The sequence below is a fragment of the Coprococcus intestinalis genome (assembly GCF_023656595.1).
Lineage (GTDB): Bacteria > Bacillota > Clostridia > Lachnospirales > Lachnospiraceae > Coprococcus_A > Coprococcus_A intestinihominis.
Window position 1 is genome coordinate 1 of sequence record NZ_JAMOKJ010000019.1, and the last position, 16,538, is coordinate 16,538.

Here is a 16,538-nt window from a genome sequence, read left to right on the forward strand (position 1 = left end):
AAATAACATTTTTATAGAAATCCTGATGCTGGCTATCTGCGCGGATACACTGCTGGGGGTTCTTCGGGCCATCAAGTTTCGACAGTTCAACAGTTCTGTGGGTATCGACGGAGCTATCAGAAAACTGGCAGAGAAAATGATCGATGCCATTGTCAAAGTCATGAAGCCATCCACAGGCATCACTTATAACCGGGGAGTTGTGACAAAGACCCAGAGCAACGGCGCAGACTGGTATGGGGTTATCCGCGGGGCAGTATCAGGGGCAGCTTCATAGGGACAGGCGAAAAATGGCCCGGTTCGTTATGATTATATAGTTGAGCATGGCTTTCATGATAATCCCAAGGAATGTCTTTTCCTGTCGAAACAGGAGAATTTAAAAGCTATAGCGGAGGCCAAGGCGGCTGCAATAGCAGAGTATTTTGGTATTGGGAATAAAAAACAGTCAACAAATCAAAGCGGGCAGAGCAGTCAGAATGACTGGAATAATAACAGTCATCAGACAGATCAAAATACTTCGTCAGATAGTACGACATTAAATAAAAAGACAGCATATCTGGTAAGAGTTTCTGTTGACGATCTGAACATCCGGCAGGCACCCACGATTCACTCAAAGGCTGTGGGATTTACAGGCAAGGGGGTATTTACCATTACAGAAGAAGCAACGGGAATTGTCAATGCAGCCGGAGAGAAAAGCCGATGGGGAAAACTGAAATTAGGGCAGGGGTGGATATGCCTTGATTATGCCGAGAAAGTGACTTGAAAAGTTTGAAAAGAGTTTTAACCGGTTCAAGATCAGGGAATGAGATGCTATAATGAAAGAGACAGCGGAAGGGAATGAGCCTAAAACTGTCTCTTGAATATTAAAGGACATGTAAGATACTGTAAGTGTAATGGTAAAGGATGAAGTATGCAGAATATATTATTTGTTTTGGAAATTGCAGCAATATTTTTTCTAATGTCAAAAGGCTGCATATCGGTTTTATTGTGGGTTATGTCTCTTATATTATTTCAAATGTCATATGAAAAGGGAAATGAACACATTTATCTGGAAGCAATAGAAGACTATCCCGTTCAGGATTGTGTAAAGCCGAAAAAGTTTAGATTTTTATATAAGAAACTAGATAAGTTATCTTATAAAGGTATACCTAAAGAAATGTATTACTGTGAAACAATCAAAGTATATGGATTTATCATCTATTCTATATTGGCTTTTGTAATGCTTTTTATAGATATACAGATGACATATTGGCTTGGCGGAGCTTATATCACACTTTATGTAGGATTAAGTCTTTTGAGTGCAGGTATATTGAAAAGAAAAAGTTTTATTGCCAGATATAAATTATTGAACAGGTATAATTTAAAATACTTGTTGGGGCCAGAGGATGAACCTTATCCCAAACAAGTAGGAAAATGCCGGATAGAGAGCGTGTTTCGGCGGGGAAGAAGAGTTTTTGCGGTTGTCAGGATGATAGATACAGGAGAAGAAAAAAACAGAGTATTAGTGCTTGGAAAAAAGGAGCACAATAGAGATACGTTTTATATTCTGTACGAAATTTGTAATGTGTATTACATTGTCTGACACAAAAGCAGTATTTATGCGGGTAGAAGGGACAGAAAGGTTTATATAATTAAGAGTCAGCAGAATTGGCTGCTGCCTCAAAAAGATTTGGTCATGCCAGGGGGAAGAAAGTCGTGAAAGAAATAAGAGGCGGTTTGCCGGAGCAATATTCAAATAAGGGATTTTGTTGGTTTTTTATTGGGTTATTTATAGTTTGTGTTTTTTTTGGTATTCTGTTATGCAGGGAAGGAACAGGAATTTGTGAGACTGTTATAGGAATCGGGTTTATGTATTTGGTTGTGTTGTATATTTATTTGAGATTTTCAGTATCATATGTTATAGATGAAACGGGGGTTACAATCACGTATATTAATTTTAAAATATGGACAGTTCATTTCAACTGGGATGAGTACTATGAAGTGGAATTTGGAACAACGAGAAAAAATGAGGCTGGTGTAGATTTTGTCATGTCTTTTAAGAAAAAGAAGAAATGTCTGAGTGATTTTATATTTTCAGGAACGGTAGGATGTGAATGTACAGAAGAGACGTATGCATTGGTGAAAAGCTGGCTGCCGGAGAGTGTGAGGATGCCAAAGGTGAAATTCTGAAGGAGCATTTGTTACTGAGAGTGAAGGGGATGCATATTTTATGGAATATGTAGTTGAAACAGAAAAAGAAATTGTTCAAAACTATATCATAAAAAGTAAGCAGGAAAGAATTGAGTGGGAATTAAGTCATTCAAAGAAGCGAAAAGATATTATATGGCATTTCCATAAACCAGATATTTTTAAAGAAGCTTGTCTGCATGCGGTTGATTATATGGATAAAGAAGCGATGAAAAATTATCTTCATAAGCTAAGTGGTGCGGAAAATGTTTATTTTATTGGTGAAGATTATATAGGGGAAATGCTGTTGGAGCAAGCAGCAGAGAGGGCCAACGAAGGAGAAATTTGTATTATATATTGTGGAAACGGAATTGGATATTATCAAGGAGAGCAGGAAAAAGGTGCACCGCCAAGGTTTATGCTTTTGAAAGAAAAATGTTGCAAAATACCCTCTAAAACTTAAGAAAAATGTTACAAACAGCATTGAATAAAGCAGAAAAATGTTACAATACTTGTATCAGGAGGGTGAATCCGATGCTAAAAAGAGAGATATCAGAGCGTTTATATTCATGGAAGAATGAGAATAAGAAGAAAGCACTGTGCGTGATTGGCGCAAGACAGATTGGCAAAACGACGATTATCCGAGAATTTGCCCGGAAAGAATACGAGTATTTTGTTGAGGTAAATTTTATATTGGATAAGGGGGCCGGTCAGATATTTGATGGCAAATTGGATGCAGATACAATTATCGAGAATCTGACAGCTTTTAAGATGCAGAAACTGGAACCCGGAAAGACTTTGATTTTTCTGGATGAAATACAGGAGTGTCCGAATGCCCGGTGTGCCATTAAGTTCCTTGTGGAGGATGGAAGGTTCGATTATATAGAATCAGACTCTTTGCTGGGCGTCAAGTATAAAGAAGTTCCGTCTTATGCAGTGGGGTTTGAAGAAATTGTTTATATGTATCCTATGAATTTCAGGGAGTTCCTTGGAGCGAATGGCGTACAGGAGACGACATTTGCAGCTTTGCAGTCCTGTTATGAAAAGCACGAGAAAGTTCCGCAGGTAATGCACGAAACACTATTAAAACTATTTGCGGCCTATATTGTAGTTGGCGGTATGCCGGATGTTGTCCAGACTTATGTTAATACCCATGATATTGGAAAAGTTATTCAGGTTCAGAGAAACATTCTGGAATTATACAGGCAGGACATAGCCAAATATGCAGAGGGTTCGGATAAGAAAAAAATAAAAGTGATTTTCGACAGTATTGCCTCTCAGTTGGATGATAAAAACAGACGATTTGTTCTGAATCATATTGATGAAAATGGAAGAATGAACCGTTATGAATCAAAAAACAATCGTAAAAATTTACGATTGTTTTTTGACGTTTTTGAACGCGTAATTGTATGTGCGTATTTTTATATATGCATCCTTCTCCGGACTTCCTCCCTCAACCGGCTTCGCAGCAGGATAGTCACCAGTGTCACGTCGATGATAATAGCGCAGGTGAGGACAATGGCGGACCAGGAAAGAGCCATTGGCACGGCGTAATAACGGCGCGTCAGCAGTTCTACACAGACAGAGTAAATGCCGATTTCTGCCACGAGGATGACAGCCTGGGAAAGTATAGAGCTTCTTGGATGGCCCATACTGATGGCGAAGAAGAAAACTGCCAGTGTGCCCAGAATAATCAGGGGCAGGGCGATAGCTGTGTACCAGCCGTTGCCGGGATGGAGCCAGGCAATGATGCCGAAGTACATGGCGATGCCCAGACCGTCCAGAAGCAACGTGATTCGAAAGACGGCCTTGGTCGGAAAGAAAATCGGCAGGCAGAAAATCCACAGGACGATACAGGTGCCGATGACATAGAAGGACCAGTGGGAAAATGTGATAAAAAAAAGGTTCAAAAGTCCGCAGACAACTGCTGTTGTGGCCAGACAGACGGCCATGAGAATGGCGGTTTCCTTGCGGATGCCTGAATCCACATAGCCTTTGTCCACAGGATAGGGCTTTGGTGAAACAGTATCCACCGGTTGGTTGGGATTGATAACCTTGGTATTACACAGCGGGCAGACGGAGCAGGTTTTGTCCAGTTCCACACCGCAGTTGACACAATATGACATTAAAATTCACTCCTGTTCATATCACGGTTGGTTTCAATTTTGACATGCAGGCCTTCTTGGACTAATTTCCTAAAGAAAAAGCGTTCCACGTCGGTTTCGATAATAGTACTTGTAAAGTTGATGCTCAGGGTATCGCCGAAACTTCCTACAGCGCAATTGGTTCTCAGGGAGAAAGGCTGCCCCATCAATACGTCAAAATAATCGACAAATTCACGCATTTCTTCCGGCACATCAATGACACCCAGATTCGTCAGGCCGGCGGTGGACTGTTTGTCCTGCACACGGATATAAAACTGTTTCACAACGATATCTTTGACAAAAAGCGGCACAATACGGATCAGCGGGCTCTGCTGGGTAGAGGCGTTGGTGGTAATGTCGGCATTTAGAAACTTGTCATTAATGTAAAAACGCATGTAGTTGTGGACATGGGTGATGATTTCCTCAAAGGTATAGTCCCCCATGCGCGGGTCCACAGAAGGGTAAACCATGGCAATAAAATTCCGCAATGTGTCTGATGGAAAAATATTGCGCAGATTCACGGGAAGCGCCAGTGCCACGGGATGTTCCCTGAAAACATGGTCCGCTTTCTGTTTTTCTAATAAAGCATACAGAAGTACCGCATTCAAATATTCCGTCAGGGTCACATGATAACTGCGGGCTTTCTGCAGGACTTCCTGTACAGACAGCAGGCCATGGATGATATTCAGTGTGTAAAAGGGCTCCCTGTGGCCGCGGATGCGGTAGGCTTTGCCCTGACTGCGGGGGCGTTTGACTCTGGAGGAAGCATATTTGATATAGGCATCCTCCATTTCCTCCGGCCGAGGCGGTTCGTTGATATCCAGAACGCCGCAGGTGTTGGAAATCTCATGCCCTTTCAGACGGAGATAAACGGCTGTGATGGTTTTCAGCAGTTTCAGGGCACCGCTGCCGTCGGAAAGAGAGTGAAAGACTTCCAGCGAAATACGGCATCTGTAATAGTAAATTCGGATTAAATATCTGTTGTTAGATTTAAACAACATTGGCATGCAGGGATTAATGATATCCGGCATCACAAAGGGACCGGGATGGTCATTGGGTTCCAGATACCGCCAGAAAATACCCTTATGAAGGGCAACTTTGAAGGCCGGAAATCTCGGCAATGTCAGATCCACAGCCCTCTGCAGTGTGTCAGGGTCTATTTCCTCCTTTAAAACAACCGACAGACGGAACACATTGGAGAAGTTCCGGCGCTGAAGGGTCGGGTAGACATTGGCGGATAAATCCAGTTTATACCATGTTTTATGCTGTTTTTTTTCGGAATGATTCTCATATTTATTGATTGTTTTCATAATTTTTATTATAATGTTACTCATCATCAATAGCAAGAGTAAATACGTATAGATGTACAGGAATTAAATGTTTCGCATATAGAGCGGGAAGGAGAAAGTGAATGGCGATAAGTGAAAAATCTAATCAGGGGCTGATGAAAGCCATTAAAAGAATGCATACCCTTGTGGAGAGTGATGACCTTGAGAGAGTCCGGGCGTCCCAGGAGAATATCAGCGCCCTGTTGAAGCATAGAGAGTTGAATTATGAGCCTTTTCAGGTGGGGGAGATTCCGTCGGAATGGGTCAGTGTGAAGCGCAGCCATATGCGGAAGTTTGTGATTTTCTATTGTCATGGCGGCGGTTACAATACAGGCAGTTTTCATTATGCCAGAAGCATTACCAACAAATTGTCGAGTACCACTTCCATGGATGTGCTGAGCTTTGACTATCGGCTGGCGCCGGAACATCCTTATCCCTCAGCCACGGAGGATGCCATGGCAGTGTGGGATTATCTGATGCATCTGGGTTATGGTGCCAGGGATGTCATTGTAGCCGGGGATTCTGCCGGAGGCAATCTGGCCCTGTCCCTTGTCCTGAAGCTGAAAGAGCAGAAACGAATTTTGCCAAGGGGACTGATTCTTTTTTCACCGTGGACAGACCTGACAGGCAGCGGCAAGTCTTATGAGACAAAGGTGGACGTGGACCCGATCCTAAACCGGGAATATCTGGACAATGCCATTGCGGCCTATGCTTCAGGACAGGATTTGAAGAATCCGTTGATTTCCCCGCTTTTCGGCAATTTCACAGGTTTCCCGCCAACTTATATCCAGGTGGGCAGCAACGAACTGCTTTTGTCAGATTCATTATTGCTCAAAAAAAATCTGGAAAAATACCATGTCCCAGTACGTCTTGAAGAGTACAAGGGAATGTGGCATGTTTTCCAGATGTCACCCTTTAAAACTGCTTATGATGCTATGGACCAGGTTGCGGAATTTATCTTCGATATCTGTCGTTAGTACCATCGGACAAGAGCTATCTCCTGTCCGATACAGGCGGTTTGGCAAAAGTGTATGCGCAAACAAATTCTGCGGCTAATCTTTGATAGTGTGAGCGTCGTCTAACAACTGGTTCTTCAGGTCGTACAGCTTGCGGGAAAGGTCCACATAGACTTCCTGGGGATTGATGAGTCGTTTGGATTCATCCCAGAGAGTGGCCTTTTCCTGTGTGCAGTAAGCCTGAATGTCCATAACAGACGGAGATTCATAGACACACTGACCGTTTTTGAATATCGGAACAAGCAGTTCACGAATCGTATAAGTGCCGGCTTCCAGTCGGGTACGCTTCCATGTGGCCAGCGGATCGAACAGAGTCAGCGGCTGATCTTCTGTGAAGACCTCATCTTCCAGGGTGATCAGATCGGCTTTGATCTTTCCGCTGGCTTTGTCATAGATACGAAGAATTTTCTTGTTGCCCGGATTTGTGACTTTCTCAACATTCTCGGAGACTTTGATCTTCGGTATCTCTGTGCCGTTTTCATCGATAATGCAGGCCAGTTTGTAAACACCGCCGAAGGATGGGCAGTCTTTGGAGGTGATCAGGTTTGTGCCGACACCCCATGAAGTGATCTTGGCCCCCTGATTCATCAGACTATTGATCAGGTATTCGTCCAGATCGCTGGATGCGGAGATGATAGCATCCGGGAATCCGGCTTCATCCAGCATGATACGGGCTTTTTTGGTGAGATAAGCCAGGTCACCGCTGTCAAGACGGATACCGAAGAGCTTGGAGTGGATACCCTTTTCACGCATTTCCCTAAAGACCTGGATGGCGTGTTTGACACCGGAGTTCAGTGTGTCATAGGTGTCCACCAGCAACAGGCAGTTGTCCGGGAAGAGTTCTGCATACGTCCGGAATGCTTCCAGTTCGGATGGAAAGCTCATGATCCAGCTGTGGGCATGGGTGCCTTTGACCGGAATATCAAACATCTGTCCGGCCAGGACGTTGCTGGTGCCGATGCATCCGGCGATCACGGCGGCTCTTGCACCGTAGATACCGGCATCCGGACCCTGGGCACGGCGAAGACCGAACTCCATGACTCCGCCGCCAGCTTCCTGAACGACACGGGCGGCCTTGGTGGCGATCAGGCTCTGGTGATTGATGATGTTCAGCAGAGCGGTCTCAACAAGCTGGGCTTCCATGATTGGCGCGATGACTTTGACCAGCGGTTCCTTCGGGAAAATGATTGTTCCTTCGGGAATGGCATAAATATCACCTGTAAACCGAAAGTTTTTCAGATAATCAAGGAAATCTTCCTGGAAAAAGCCGGTGCTTCTCAGATAGTCAATATCTTCCTGTTCAAAATTCAGGTCTTTGATGTAATCAATAGCCTGGTCAAGACCGCAGGCAATGGCATAGGCACCGCCGCACGGATTCTGGCGATAAAAAACATCAAAGACAACATGTTCTTTGGAGTGAGTTTTAAAGTAGCCCTGCATCATGGTCAATTCATATAAATCTGTCAATAAAGTCAAATTTCTGCTATTCGTATTCATATCTCTTCCTCTATTTATTCACATGCTGCATGCCAAACCGCTTTCCGGGATCAAAGAGAGTGCGGTGCAGCAGGATGCTTATTTATTCCAGTAACCTTCGTGAACTTTGGCAGCGGCAGGTGCCAGTTCAGGGAAAGGCCCTGTGACTTCAATGGCCTTCTGACCTTTGGCGAAGACGTCGCGGCAAGGCAGATCGAAGGTCGGGTTCTGAGGATCGGCACCTGTCAGGGAGAGCAGATCCTTCTCTGTCATAGCATACACAACATGGCCGATGTTGCCCCAGTAAATGGCACCGGAACACATGGCACAAGGCTCTGCCGTTGTGTAAAGTGTGCAGTCCCAGAGAAATTCTTTGCTGTAAGCGTGGGATGCACGTTCTACCAGCTGTGTCTCTGCATGACCGGTACATTTATGCTCTGTTATCTCATTATTCATCTGTTCCATAATAATATTCCCGTCTTTATCAACAAGGAGAGCCGCAAAAGGTGTATTGCCGGATTCTCTTGATTTGACGGATAATTCAATTGCGCGTTTTAAGTAAGCTTCATGTGACTGCATGAGGTACCTCCCGTATTTTATTAATTGAAACTAGTATACTGCAATTTCAGGGAAAACGCAAATTTTGTACTTTTTCCAGTCCATTTTTGGAAAAAGATGGCAGATAATTAAACGAATATAAATGGAAAAAGAAAGGATATTTGGTTATAACTGGAATATTATTGAATAATTGCGGAAATATTTATGAATTTTTTTGAAAATTCATTTGATTTTCCTTTGGAACCGTGCTATCATGGCGACATAATAGATTGCTGTTTGGAACAGGACCTTATGGATGTCAATACCGGACATTTTGTCAGTCGGATCCGAACAGCTGCCAGACAATCAGGAAAGGGCAGGGTGAATCTACAGGAAGAAACGGGTGAAGTAAATGAAAGGGTTAGAGGTGATAGGTTCCTATCTGGATGAATGGAACATCGTGACGATTACCGTCAGACTGATTCTGGCGGTCGTATGTGGAGGTGCCATCGGTCTGACCAGAAGTGTCAAGCGTCGGGGAGCGGGTTTCAAGACTCATGCTCTTGTCTGCCTTGGCTCGGCACTGGTCATGATGACGGGTCAGTATATCTATGTGGACTTCGGTGCCATATCAGATATTGCAAGACTGGCGGCTCAGGTTATCAGCGGTGTTGGTTTTCTTGGGGTTGGAACGATCATGGTCACAAGAGATAACCATGTCAAAGGATTAACAACTGCAGCAGGGTTGTGGACTTGTGCAGGCATCGGGCTTAGTATCGGCATCGGCTTTTATAGTGGTGCAGCGATCACGACGATCCTGGTACTGGTGATCTATCGGTTTATGGGAAGGGTCGATGAGATTGCCTATGAGCATTCAAGGGTTCTTGATATTTATATTGAATTTGAATCAAGACGTTCAATCGCGCCATTTATCAGTGTTCTGAAACAGAATAACTACAAGATCGTGCAGATGGAACTGAACAAATCCAAGAAGAATAAGGAAGAGCTTGTGAATGCGACACTGGTATTGGAAGTACCGGAGAAGACGAAACACGGGATTGTGATCGATCTTCTCAGGGAAATTCCGGGAATAGAATATGTAGAGGAGATTTAATTTTACTGAAGCCGGTTTGAATTGACAAGTTGGTCAAAGTTTTATCAATTTTTTGAAATTATCTTGAATTTTACACATTCTTTACAGGAAATTTACTAGTTTGATGTTTACAGAATGACAAACTCATGGTATCATTTTGTTAAAACATAATGCTTTTAACGATGCTATTTGTTAAAAGTGCACAATTTATTCTTTATATTCATCCGCGGGGGAGAACGCAGGTGGATATATCTCAAAAAGGAGGAGTTAAAGAATGAAAAGATCTAAAAAGCTTATGGGCCTGACAGCAGTCATTATGGGCGTTGTGATGGCAACAGCAGCCTGCGGCAGTTCAGGCGGCGCAGCTGAGACAAAGGCAGCTGATTCAGCAGCTTCAACGGAAGCAGCAACAGAAGCAGCCGGCGGCGATACTTCTGCAGCAGGTGATCTCAACAGCAAGACCGTTGATGAACTGACAGAAGCAGCCAAGGCAGAAGGTGAAGTCGTATCTGTTGGTATGCCTGATGAATGGGCAGACTGGGCATCCCTGTGGAAGACAATGTCTGATACATACGGCATTTCCCACAACGATACAGATATGAGTTCTTCTGAGGAACTTCAGATGTTTGCGACAGAAGGCGAAAAGGGAACCAAGGATATCGGTGATGTTGGTTACGGATTCGCAGGACAGGCTGTATCTGAAGATCTTGTTCAGGGTTACAAGACCTCCTATTGGGATAGTGTTCCTGATTGGGCAAAGGGCGAAGATGGTAAGTGGATGGTTGCTTACACAGGTGTAACAACATTCCTTGTTAACACAGATCAGGTTGATAAAGTGCCGACATCATGGCAGGATATCAAAGACGGCGACTACAAAGTTGCCCTTGGACCTCTGACAGGTGGTAATGCTCAGGCTGCTTTCATCGCTTCCGCATATGCATTCGGCGGCGATATGAACAATCTGGATCCTGCTTTCGAGTTCTGGACAGAACTGGCGAAGGAAGGCAGAATCAATACACTTGATATCACTCAGGCGAACTTCGAATCCGGTGAAATTTCTGTTGGTGTTGTATGGAGCTTCACAGGTATCCCTTACAGCAAGAATATCAGCCAGTACAAGATGCAGGCCGTTGTTCCTTCTGATGGATGCTTACAGAATGGTTACGCTTCCGTTATCAACAAATATGCACCTCATCCAAATGCAGCAGCTCTGACAAGAGAGACAATGTTTAGTGATGAAGGTCAGACATACCTTGCTCTGGCAGGTGCAATCCCTACAAGAGAAGACTTCACAATCGCAGACGAATACAAGGATCAGGTTATCTCCAAGGATGATATTGCCAATGCAGTTCTGATCAGCGATGCAGATGCTTATTCAGCAGCATGTGAAACAGCTAAGACACGTTGGGAAGAAGAGGTTGCGCCATTACTGGTACAGTAATGCAGAACAGATAATTTCAGTCGAAGATGACATATGGATATTCGGCTTGAACTGAATGAATTTCAGGGGGTGCAAAGCCTGCACCCCCGTTTTTCGATTCTATTTAAGTCTCGCGCGCGCCCGACTTGAATTGAATAACAGGGTCTGATGCACCCGATGAATCAGAAGAACAGCATCAGACAGGGGTTGAATTTAATGAAGAAAAAGACATACATTTATTTACTTGCCCTGGTTCCATTCCTGATTGTGGCTATGCTCTATGAAATTGTACCTTTGATCACAGTGATCGTGAAGAGTTTTCAGCCGGATGGTGGAACAGGTTTCACACTTGAGAATTATCAGTCTGTTTTCTCGAAGCTGCTTTACCAGAAGGCGATCATCAACAGTATCAAGATTTCTCTGACATCTGCTGTTGCCGGTATTATCATTGCTTTTCTGGGTGCCCGTGCGGCACATCAGCATCAGGGCAAACTGAATCATGTTTTTATGACAGTTCTGAATATGGTATCCAACTTTGCAGGTATTCCGCTGGCTTTCGCTTATATGATTCTTTTGGGCAATGCCGGACTAGTGGTCAATATCGGCAAGGAATTGGGCATCAATGCTTTATCCACATACAATCTGTACACGATGAACGGCATGAGCCTGATCTATATTTATTTCCAGATTCCGCTTTCCACACTTCTTCTGATCCCGGCCTTTGACGGTGTGCAGAAACAGTGGAAGGAGGCCTGTACACTGCTGGGAGGTACACCGGGAATCTTCTGGAGAAAAGTCGGTATCCCGGTACTGATGCCGAGTATCCTCGGTACGTTCAGCGTTTTGTTTGCTAATGCTCTGGCAGCATACGCAACGATTTACGCATTGATGATGGACAATATCGCACTTCTGCCAGTTCAGATTGCGGGATGCTTCACAGGTGAAGTCAAGATTCGTGCAGGTCTGGGCGGTGCCTTATCTGTTGTGATGATGGCGATCATGGTTATCATGATTCTGATCACCAACGGCCTGAGCAGAAGATTCCAGAAGGGAGGCAATAGAAAATGAAAAAGAAAAGCGCAGGATCTGTAGCGATTATGCTGCTTGTCATGATCTATCTGCTGATCCCTCTTGTAATTTCTATTATTTATTCTGTATTCCATAAGTGGACAGGGGTTATTCCTGAAGGATTTACCCTTCACAACTATGTGGACCTGTTTATGGACAGCAATTTCCTTGCGTCTGTTGGACGATCTATCGCAATGAGTATTATTCCGATTATTGTGACGATCGTGATCGTCCTTCTGGCATTATTTGTAACGGCGATTTATTTTCCGAAACTTGAGAAATATGTACAGATCATCTGTATGATCCCTTATACGATTCAGGGTGTTATCCTTTCAGTCAGTATCCTGTCTCTGTATGTCGGTTCCAGTTCGATTCTGAGCAACCGTCTGGTCATGCTGATGGGTGCGTATTGTATCGTGATTCTGCCATATATCTATCAGGGTATCCGAAACGGTATGCGTGCGGTGAATATGCCGACACTGATCGAGGCAGCGGAGATGCTTGGTGCATCCAAGATCTATGCATTTTTCAGAGTTGTCGTACCGAATATTCTTTCAGCGATTATTGTATCGTCACTTCTGGCAGTCGGCATTATCTTCGGTGATTATGTACTGATTCGAAATCTTGCCGGAACATCTGCGCCGAACATGCAGATTTTCCTGTATCAGACAATGAAGAGCGACAGTACAAAGGCCAGTGCCGTATTCGTTGTTATCATGTTTGTTACATTTGTGATCACAGCCATCGTTCTGTTTATGAAGAGCCGTGAAGCAAAGGGAAAAACACACAGAAAATAAAGGAGTGAGGAAACATGTCATATATTCGTTTTGAAAATATTGTCAAGAGTTTTGGCAGTAATACCGTATTAAAAGATATCAATCTTGAGGTTGAAAAGGGACAGCTGGTGACGCTGCTTGGCCCGTCCGGATGTGGTAAGAGTACATTGCTTCGATGTCTGTCCGGTCTTGAGACAGTGACATCCGGTAAGGTTTATCTGGATGACAAGGATATCACCGATGTTAATCCGAAGGACAGAGATATCGGTATGGTTTTCCAGCAGTACAGCTTATTCCCGAATATGGATGTCGCACAGAATGTGGCATTTGGTCTGAAGATGAAGAAAGTGCCGAATGCAGAGATTGATAAACGTGTCAAAGAGATGGTAGATATCGTGGGCTTATCGGATCATCTGCATCATTATCCATCAGAGCTGTCCGGCGGTCAGCAGCAGAGAGCAGCCCTTGCAAGAGCTATGGTGACGAACCCGAAGGTACTCCTTCTGGATGAACCGTTATCAGCCATTGATGCCCTTTTGAGGCATTCCCTGCAGGTTGAGATCAGACGTATTCAGCAGGAACTGAATATGACAGCTATCTTTGTTACCCATGACCAGGATGAAGCCATGGTTATGTCCGATGTGATCCATCTGATGTACAACGGCAAGATTGAACAGTCCGCTACACCGACAGAGATGTATACAGAACCTGTTTCCAAGTTTGCAGCAACATTCATCGGTCATTACAACATGGTGCCGGTTGATGCATTCAAGAAGATGACAGGCGTTGACGGTGAAGGTACAGACGTAGCATTCCGTCCGGAAGTCATTGATATCAGCACAAAACCTGTTGAGAGAGAAGGCTGCGCGACAATCAAGGGACATGTTGTTGTCAGTCTGCCTCATGGCAATGTTCTGCGTTATGCCGTTATGTGCGGTGACCATCAGATTGATGTGGATGTTCTGTTTAAGAAAGCAACTATCATTCCGAATGGTACAGATGTTTATCTGACATTGAAGCAGGATGACTGTATTTTCCTTTAGAATTGAATTTGAAATCCTTATTGCAAAGCACTCAAAACAGATTTTGGCATTGCAGCTATGAGAATACCAGACGGCTGCAGATGGAGGAGAAGAATGCAGCAATACAATTACATAGACAGCGCGTGGGAGAAGAAGAGCAGCGGGATAGACGGCCGATAGGGGCTGCCTGTTTCGCTGCGCTTTTTATGTTGGACTGTGGAGAATGTTTTCACGGCAGCCGTATTTATGTAAGTGTAAGCAATTTATCGCGCAGATAACTGCATTCAGTGCTGAAATATGGTAAAATGGAAAGCAGGAGATGATAAATATGACTAAAAATTTTGCGCACCGCGGTTTCAGCGGTAAGTACCCTGAGAATACACTTCTGGCTTTCAGCAAAGCCATTGAAGAAGGAGTGGACGGTATTGAGAATGATGTCCATCTGACCAAGGACGGCGTTCTGGTTGTCATGCATGATGAACTGGTAGATCGTACAACGAATGGCAAGGGCTATATCAAGGATAAGACTTATGAAGAGCTGGCCCAGTTGGATGCTTCTTATATTTTCAAGGAGTATGGACCACAGAAAGTGCCGACACTGAGAGAGTATCTGGAGCTGGTGAAGGATACGGATATTATCACGAATATTGAGTTGAAAACCGGTGTCTTTGAGTATACGGGTATTGAGCAGAAAGTCTATGACATGCTCAGAGAATTCGATATGGTGGACCGCATTATTATTTCTTCCTTCAATCATTATTCAGTCCTTCGTATGAAAGCCATTGACCCGGCTATCAAATGCGGTATGCTGGAGGAATCCTGGCTGATCAATGCGGGAGCTTACGTGGCTTCAACAGGTGTGGAATGCTTCCATCCGTTCTTCAAGAACATGACGCCGGAGAATGTGGCTGAGGTGAAATCTCACGGACTGGAGATCAATACATGGACAGTGAATGAAGAAGAAGATATCAGGGAGATGTTCAGAGTCGGTGTAGATTCCGTCATTGGCAACTATCCGGACCTTGTGAACAAGATCAGAAACAATGGCTGATAAAACAGCAATTCTGAGTGTTGGTATCGATGTAGGTACTTCCACTACCCAGGTGGTTTTCAGCAAACTGCAGATGGACAATGCGGGGGGATATTTTTCAGTTCCCAGAGTGGCTATTGTGGACAAAGAAGTGGTCTATAAGAGTGAAGTCTATATGACCCCTTTGAAGACAGATGTGCTGATCGATACGGATGCCCTTCGGGACATTGTGGCTGCCGAATTCCGTAAGGCCGGTTACAGGCCGGAGGATACGGACAGCGGTGCAGTGATTATCACCGGCGAGTCTGCAAGGAAGGAGAATTCCGATGCGGTGCTGAAAAGTCTGTCGGATTTTGCCGGAGATTTTGTTGTTTCGGCAGCAGGGCCGGATATGGAATCCCTGATTGCAGGAAAAGGCAGCGGAGCCTGGCAGTACAGTATGGACCATCATTGCCGGGTAGCCAATCTGGATATCGGCGGCGGCACCACCAACGTGGTTCTCTTCGAGGACGGAGAGACCCTGGCCAGAGGCTGTCTGGATATCGGTGGCCGGTTAATCTGTATGAACCCACAGGGCATCATTACGAAAGTCAGTCCGGCGGCAGCGGTGATGGCGCAGGCGACAGGCGTGTCCGTTTCTGTAGGAGACAGATGCGATGAGTTGAAATTGACGGCAGTGACGCGGCAGATGGCAGCGGCGCTGAATGCGTATCTGGGAGTTGGCACCAAAGATATTGATGCAATTTTAAGGCAAATTAAAACCCCGGGAAGCAGTGATTTTCCGGTGCCGGAGAAAGTACAGGCGGTATTCTTTTCCGGCGGTGTGGCGGATCTGATTTACCATGAGTCTGCGGATACATGGGCTTATGGTGATATCGGCGTTCTGCTGGGCAGAGCCATTCGGGAAAGTCGTTTATTTACGGATTTTCAAAAAATGGAGCCAGGAGAGACCATTCGTGCCACGGTTGTGGGTGCCGGGACATATACAACGACGATTTCAGGAAGTACCATTACTTATTCCGATGATATTTTTCCATTGAAAAATATTCCGGTGATCAAGCTGGATGAAGAATTGCAGGAAGCCTGCTTTGCCGGTGAGACAGAACCTGTTATCCGGCGGATCCAGTGGGTATTGGGACAGAATGATGAGGAACACTTTATTTTGGCGATGCCTGGCAAGAGAAACCCGGGATATATGGAAATGAAGCGGGCCGCAGCATCGATTCGGCAGATTATGGACAGGGTGCAGCCGCCGGGGGAACCGATTCTTCTGGTGATAGAGAGTGATATTGCCAAGGCCATGGGGCAGATGATCCGGCAGCAGCCGGATTTGAAGCGTCAGGTGGTGGCCATTGACAGTATTCATGTGGAAGACGGTGAATATGTGGATATGGGAAAGCCGATGATGAACGGCATGGTCATTCCTGTGGTAGTGAAAACATTAATTTTTGGATAAAAGAAAGAG

The 16,538-nt window shown here is 44.7% G+C and carries 16 protein-coding genes and 1 pseudogene; 13 read left to right on the forward strand and 4 right to left on the reverse strand.

What is annotated here, in order from left to right:
- From NBH03_RS15920 to NBH03_RS16270, 5 genes and pseudogenes are all read left to right on the forward strand, one after another.
- A partial coding sequence (locus NBH03_RS15920; protein ID WP_284703465.1) for a phage holin family protein occupies positions 1 to 274 on the forward strand: 274 nt, incomplete at its 5' end.
- A 633-nt stretch (positions 275 to 907) separates the two neighbouring features.
- Complete coding sequence (locus NBH03_RS13020; protein WP_250799836.1) at positions 908 to 1,579, forward strand: hypothetical protein; 672 nt, start codon at positions 908 to 910, stop codon at positions 1,577 to 1,579.
- 266 nt (positions 1,580 to 1,845) lie between these two features.
- Positions 1,846 to 2,166, forward strand: a complete 321-nt coding sequence (locus NBH03_RS13025; RefSeq protein ID WP_250799837.1) for a hypothetical protein — start codon at positions 1,846 to 1,848, stop codon at positions 2,164 to 2,166.
- Between the two features lie 40 nt (positions 2,167 to 2,206).
- Complete coding sequence (locus NBH03_RS13030) at positions 2,207 to 2,626, forward strand: hypothetical protein (protein WP_250799838.1); 420 nt, start codon at positions 2,207 to 2,209, stop codon at positions 2,624 to 2,626.
- Positions 2,627 to 2,697: 71 nt separating this feature from the next.
- Positions 2,698 to 3,480, forward strand: a pseudogene (locus tag NBH03_RS16270) (ATP-binding protein); the annotation flags it as partial.
- A 104-nt stretch (positions 3,481 to 3,584) separates the two neighbouring features.
- Here the strand turns inward: NBH03_RS16270 and NBH03_RS13040 are convergent.
- Positions 3,585 to 4,289, reverse strand: coding sequence for a DUF6320 domain-containing protein (locus tag NBH03_RS13040; protein ID WP_117539696.1), 705 nt, complete (start codon positions 4,287 to 4,289; stop codon positions 3,585 to 3,587).
- On the reverse strand, positions 4,289 to 5,617 hold the full coding sequence (locus NBH03_RS13045; protein WP_250799839.1) for a condensation domain-containing protein: 1,329 nt from the start codon (positions 5,615 to 5,617) through the stop codon (positions 4,289 to 4,291). The genes NBH03_RS13040 and NBH03_RS13045 overlap by 1 nt, the downstream gene beginning before the upstream one ends.
- A gap of 101 nt (positions 5,618 to 5,718) precedes the next feature.
- On the opposite strand from NBH03_RS13045, the gene NBH03_RS13050 reads away from it, so the two are divergent.
- Complete coding sequence (locus NBH03_RS13050) at positions 5,719 to 6,612, forward strand: alpha/beta hydrolase (RefSeq protein WP_117539692.1); 894 nt, start codon at positions 5,719 to 5,721, stop codon at positions 6,610 to 6,612.
- Positions 6,613 to 6,687: 75 nt separating this feature from the next.
- Here NBH03_RS13050 and NBH03_RS13055 read toward each other — a convergent pair whose 3' ends face one another.
- Together NBH03_RS13055 and NBH03_RS13060 are read right to left on the reverse strand one after the other, a co-directional pair.
- On the reverse strand, positions 6,688 to 8,148 hold the full coding sequence (locus NBH03_RS13055) for a nicotinate phosphoribosyltransferase (RefSeq protein WP_250799840.1): 1,461 nt from the start codon (positions 8,146 to 8,148) through the stop codon (positions 6,688 to 6,690).
- A gap of 78 nt (positions 8,149 to 8,226) precedes the next feature.
- The gene (locus NBH03_RS13060) at positions 8,227 to 8,706 is read right to left on the reverse strand and encodes a nucleoside deaminase (protein ID WP_015513075.1); all 480 of its coding nucleotides are present in this window, start codon (positions 8,704 to 8,706) and stop codon (positions 8,227 to 8,229) included.
- Between the two features lie 370 nt (positions 8,707 to 9,076).
- Here NBH03_RS13060 and NBH03_RS13065 point away from each other — a divergent pair, with 370 nt between their 5' ends.
- From NBH03_RS13065 to NBH03_RS13095, 7 genes are all read left to right on the forward strand, one after another.
- Positions 9,077 to 9,778 (forward strand): MgtC/SapB family protein, encoded by a 702-nt coding sequence (locus NBH03_RS13065; protein WP_015513077.1) that lies wholly within the window; start codon positions 9,077 to 9,079, stop codon positions 9,776 to 9,778.
- 253 nt (positions 9,779 to 10,031) lie between these two features.
- The gene (locus NBH03_RS13070; RefSeq protein WP_117539688.1) at positions 10,032 to 11,198 is read left to right on the forward strand and encodes an ABC transporter substrate-binding protein; all 1,167 of its coding nucleotides are present in this window, start codon (positions 10,032 to 10,034) and stop codon (positions 11,196 to 11,198) included.
- Positions 11,199 to 11,393: 195 nt separating this feature from the next.
- The gene (locus tag NBH03_RS13075) at positions 11,394 to 12,245 is read left to right on the forward strand and encodes an ABC transporter permease (RefSeq protein ID WP_117528894.1); all 852 of its coding nucleotides are present in this window, start codon (positions 11,394 to 11,396) and stop codon (positions 12,243 to 12,245) included.
- The gene (locus NBH03_RS13080) at positions 12,242 to 13,042 is read left to right on the forward strand and encodes an ABC transporter permease (RefSeq protein ID WP_250799841.1); all 801 of its coding nucleotides are present in this window, start codon (positions 12,242 to 12,244) and stop codon (positions 13,040 to 13,042) included. Before NBH03_RS13075 ends, NBH03_RS13080 begins: the two co-directional genes overlap by 4 nt.
- 14 nt (positions 13,043 to 13,056) lie before the next feature.
- On the forward strand, positions 13,057 to 14,064 hold the full coding sequence (locus NBH03_RS13085; protein WP_215690430.1) for an ABC transporter ATP-binding protein: 1,008 nt from the start codon (positions 13,057 to 13,059) through the stop codon (positions 14,062 to 14,064).
- Between the two features lie 307 nt (positions 14,065 to 14,371).
- Positions 14,372 to 15,094 carry a glycerophosphodiester phosphodiesterase gene (locus tag NBH03_RS13090; protein ID WP_117528885.1) on the forward strand — a complete coding sequence of 241 codons (723 nt, stop codon included), beginning with the start codon at positions 14,372 to 14,374 and terminating at the stop codon, positions 15,092 to 15,094.
- Entirely contained in the window at positions 15,087 to 16,529 is a 1,443-nt protein-coding gene (locus NBH03_RS13095) for an ethanolamine ammonia-lyase reactivating factor EutA (RefSeq protein ID WP_250799842.1), read from the forward strand. The genes NBH03_RS13090 and NBH03_RS13095 overlap by 8 nt, the downstream gene beginning before the upstream one ends.
- Positions 16,530 to 16,538: the final 9 nt, after the last annotated feature.

Bases quoted from the DNA above. Each gene is read 5' to 3' on its own strand.
- NBH03_RS13020 (WP_250799836.1), top strand. From the start codon at position 908: ATGCAGAATATATTATTTGTTTTGGAAATTGCAGCAATATTTTTTCTA.
- NBH03_RS13025 (WP_250799837.1), top strand. From the start codon at position 1,846: ATGTATTTGGTTGTGTTGTATATTTATTTGAGATTTTCAGTATCATAT.
- NBH03_RS13030 (WP_250799838.1), top strand. From the start codon at position 2,207: ATGGAATATGTAGTTGAAACAGAAAAAGAAATTGTTCAAAACTATATC.
- NBH03_RS13040 (WP_117539696.1), bottom strand. From the start codon at position 4,289: ATGTCATATTGTGTCAACTGCGGTGTGGAACTGGACAAAACCTGCTCC.
- NBH03_RS13045 (WP_250799839.1), bottom strand. From the start codon at position 5,617: ATGAAAACAATCAATAAATATGAGAATCATTCCGAAAAAAAACAGCAT.
- NBH03_RS13050 (WP_117539692.1), top strand. From the start codon at position 5,719: ATGGCGATAAGTGAAAAATCTAATCAGGGGCTGATGAAAGCCATTAAA.
- NBH03_RS13055 (WP_250799840.1), bottom strand. From the start codon at position 8,148: ATGAATACGAATAGCAGAAATTTGACTTTATTGACAGATTTATATGAA.
- NBH03_RS13060 (WP_015513075.1), bottom strand. From the start codon at position 8,706: ATGCAGTCACATGAAGCTTACTTAAAACGCGCAATTGAATTATCCGTC.
- NBH03_RS13065 (WP_015513077.1), top strand. From the start codon at position 9,077: ATGAAAGGGTTAGAGGTGATAGGTTCCTATCTGGATGAATGGAACATC.
- NBH03_RS13070 (WP_117539688.1), top strand. From the start codon at position 10,032: ATGAAAAGATCTAAAAAGCTTATGGGCCTGACAGCAGTCATTATGGGC.
- NBH03_RS13075 (WP_117528894.1), top strand. From the start codon at position 11,394: ATGAAGAAAAAGACATACATTTATTTACTTGCCCTGGTTCCATTCCTG.
- NBH03_RS13080 (WP_250799841.1), top strand. From the start codon at position 12,242: ATGAAAAAGAAAAGCGCAGGATCTGTAGCGATTATGCTGCTTGTCATG.
- NBH03_RS13085 (WP_215690430.1), top strand. From the start codon at position 13,057: ATGTCATATATTCGTTTTGAAAATATTGTCAAGAGTTTTGGCAGTAAT.
- NBH03_RS13090 (WP_117528885.1), top strand. From the start codon at position 14,372: ATGACTAAAAATTTTGCGCACCGCGGTTTCAGCGGTAAGTACCCTGAG.
- NBH03_RS13095 (WP_250799842.1), top strand. From the start codon at position 15,087: ATGGCTGATAAAACAGCAATTCTGAGTGTTGGTATCGATGTAGGTACT.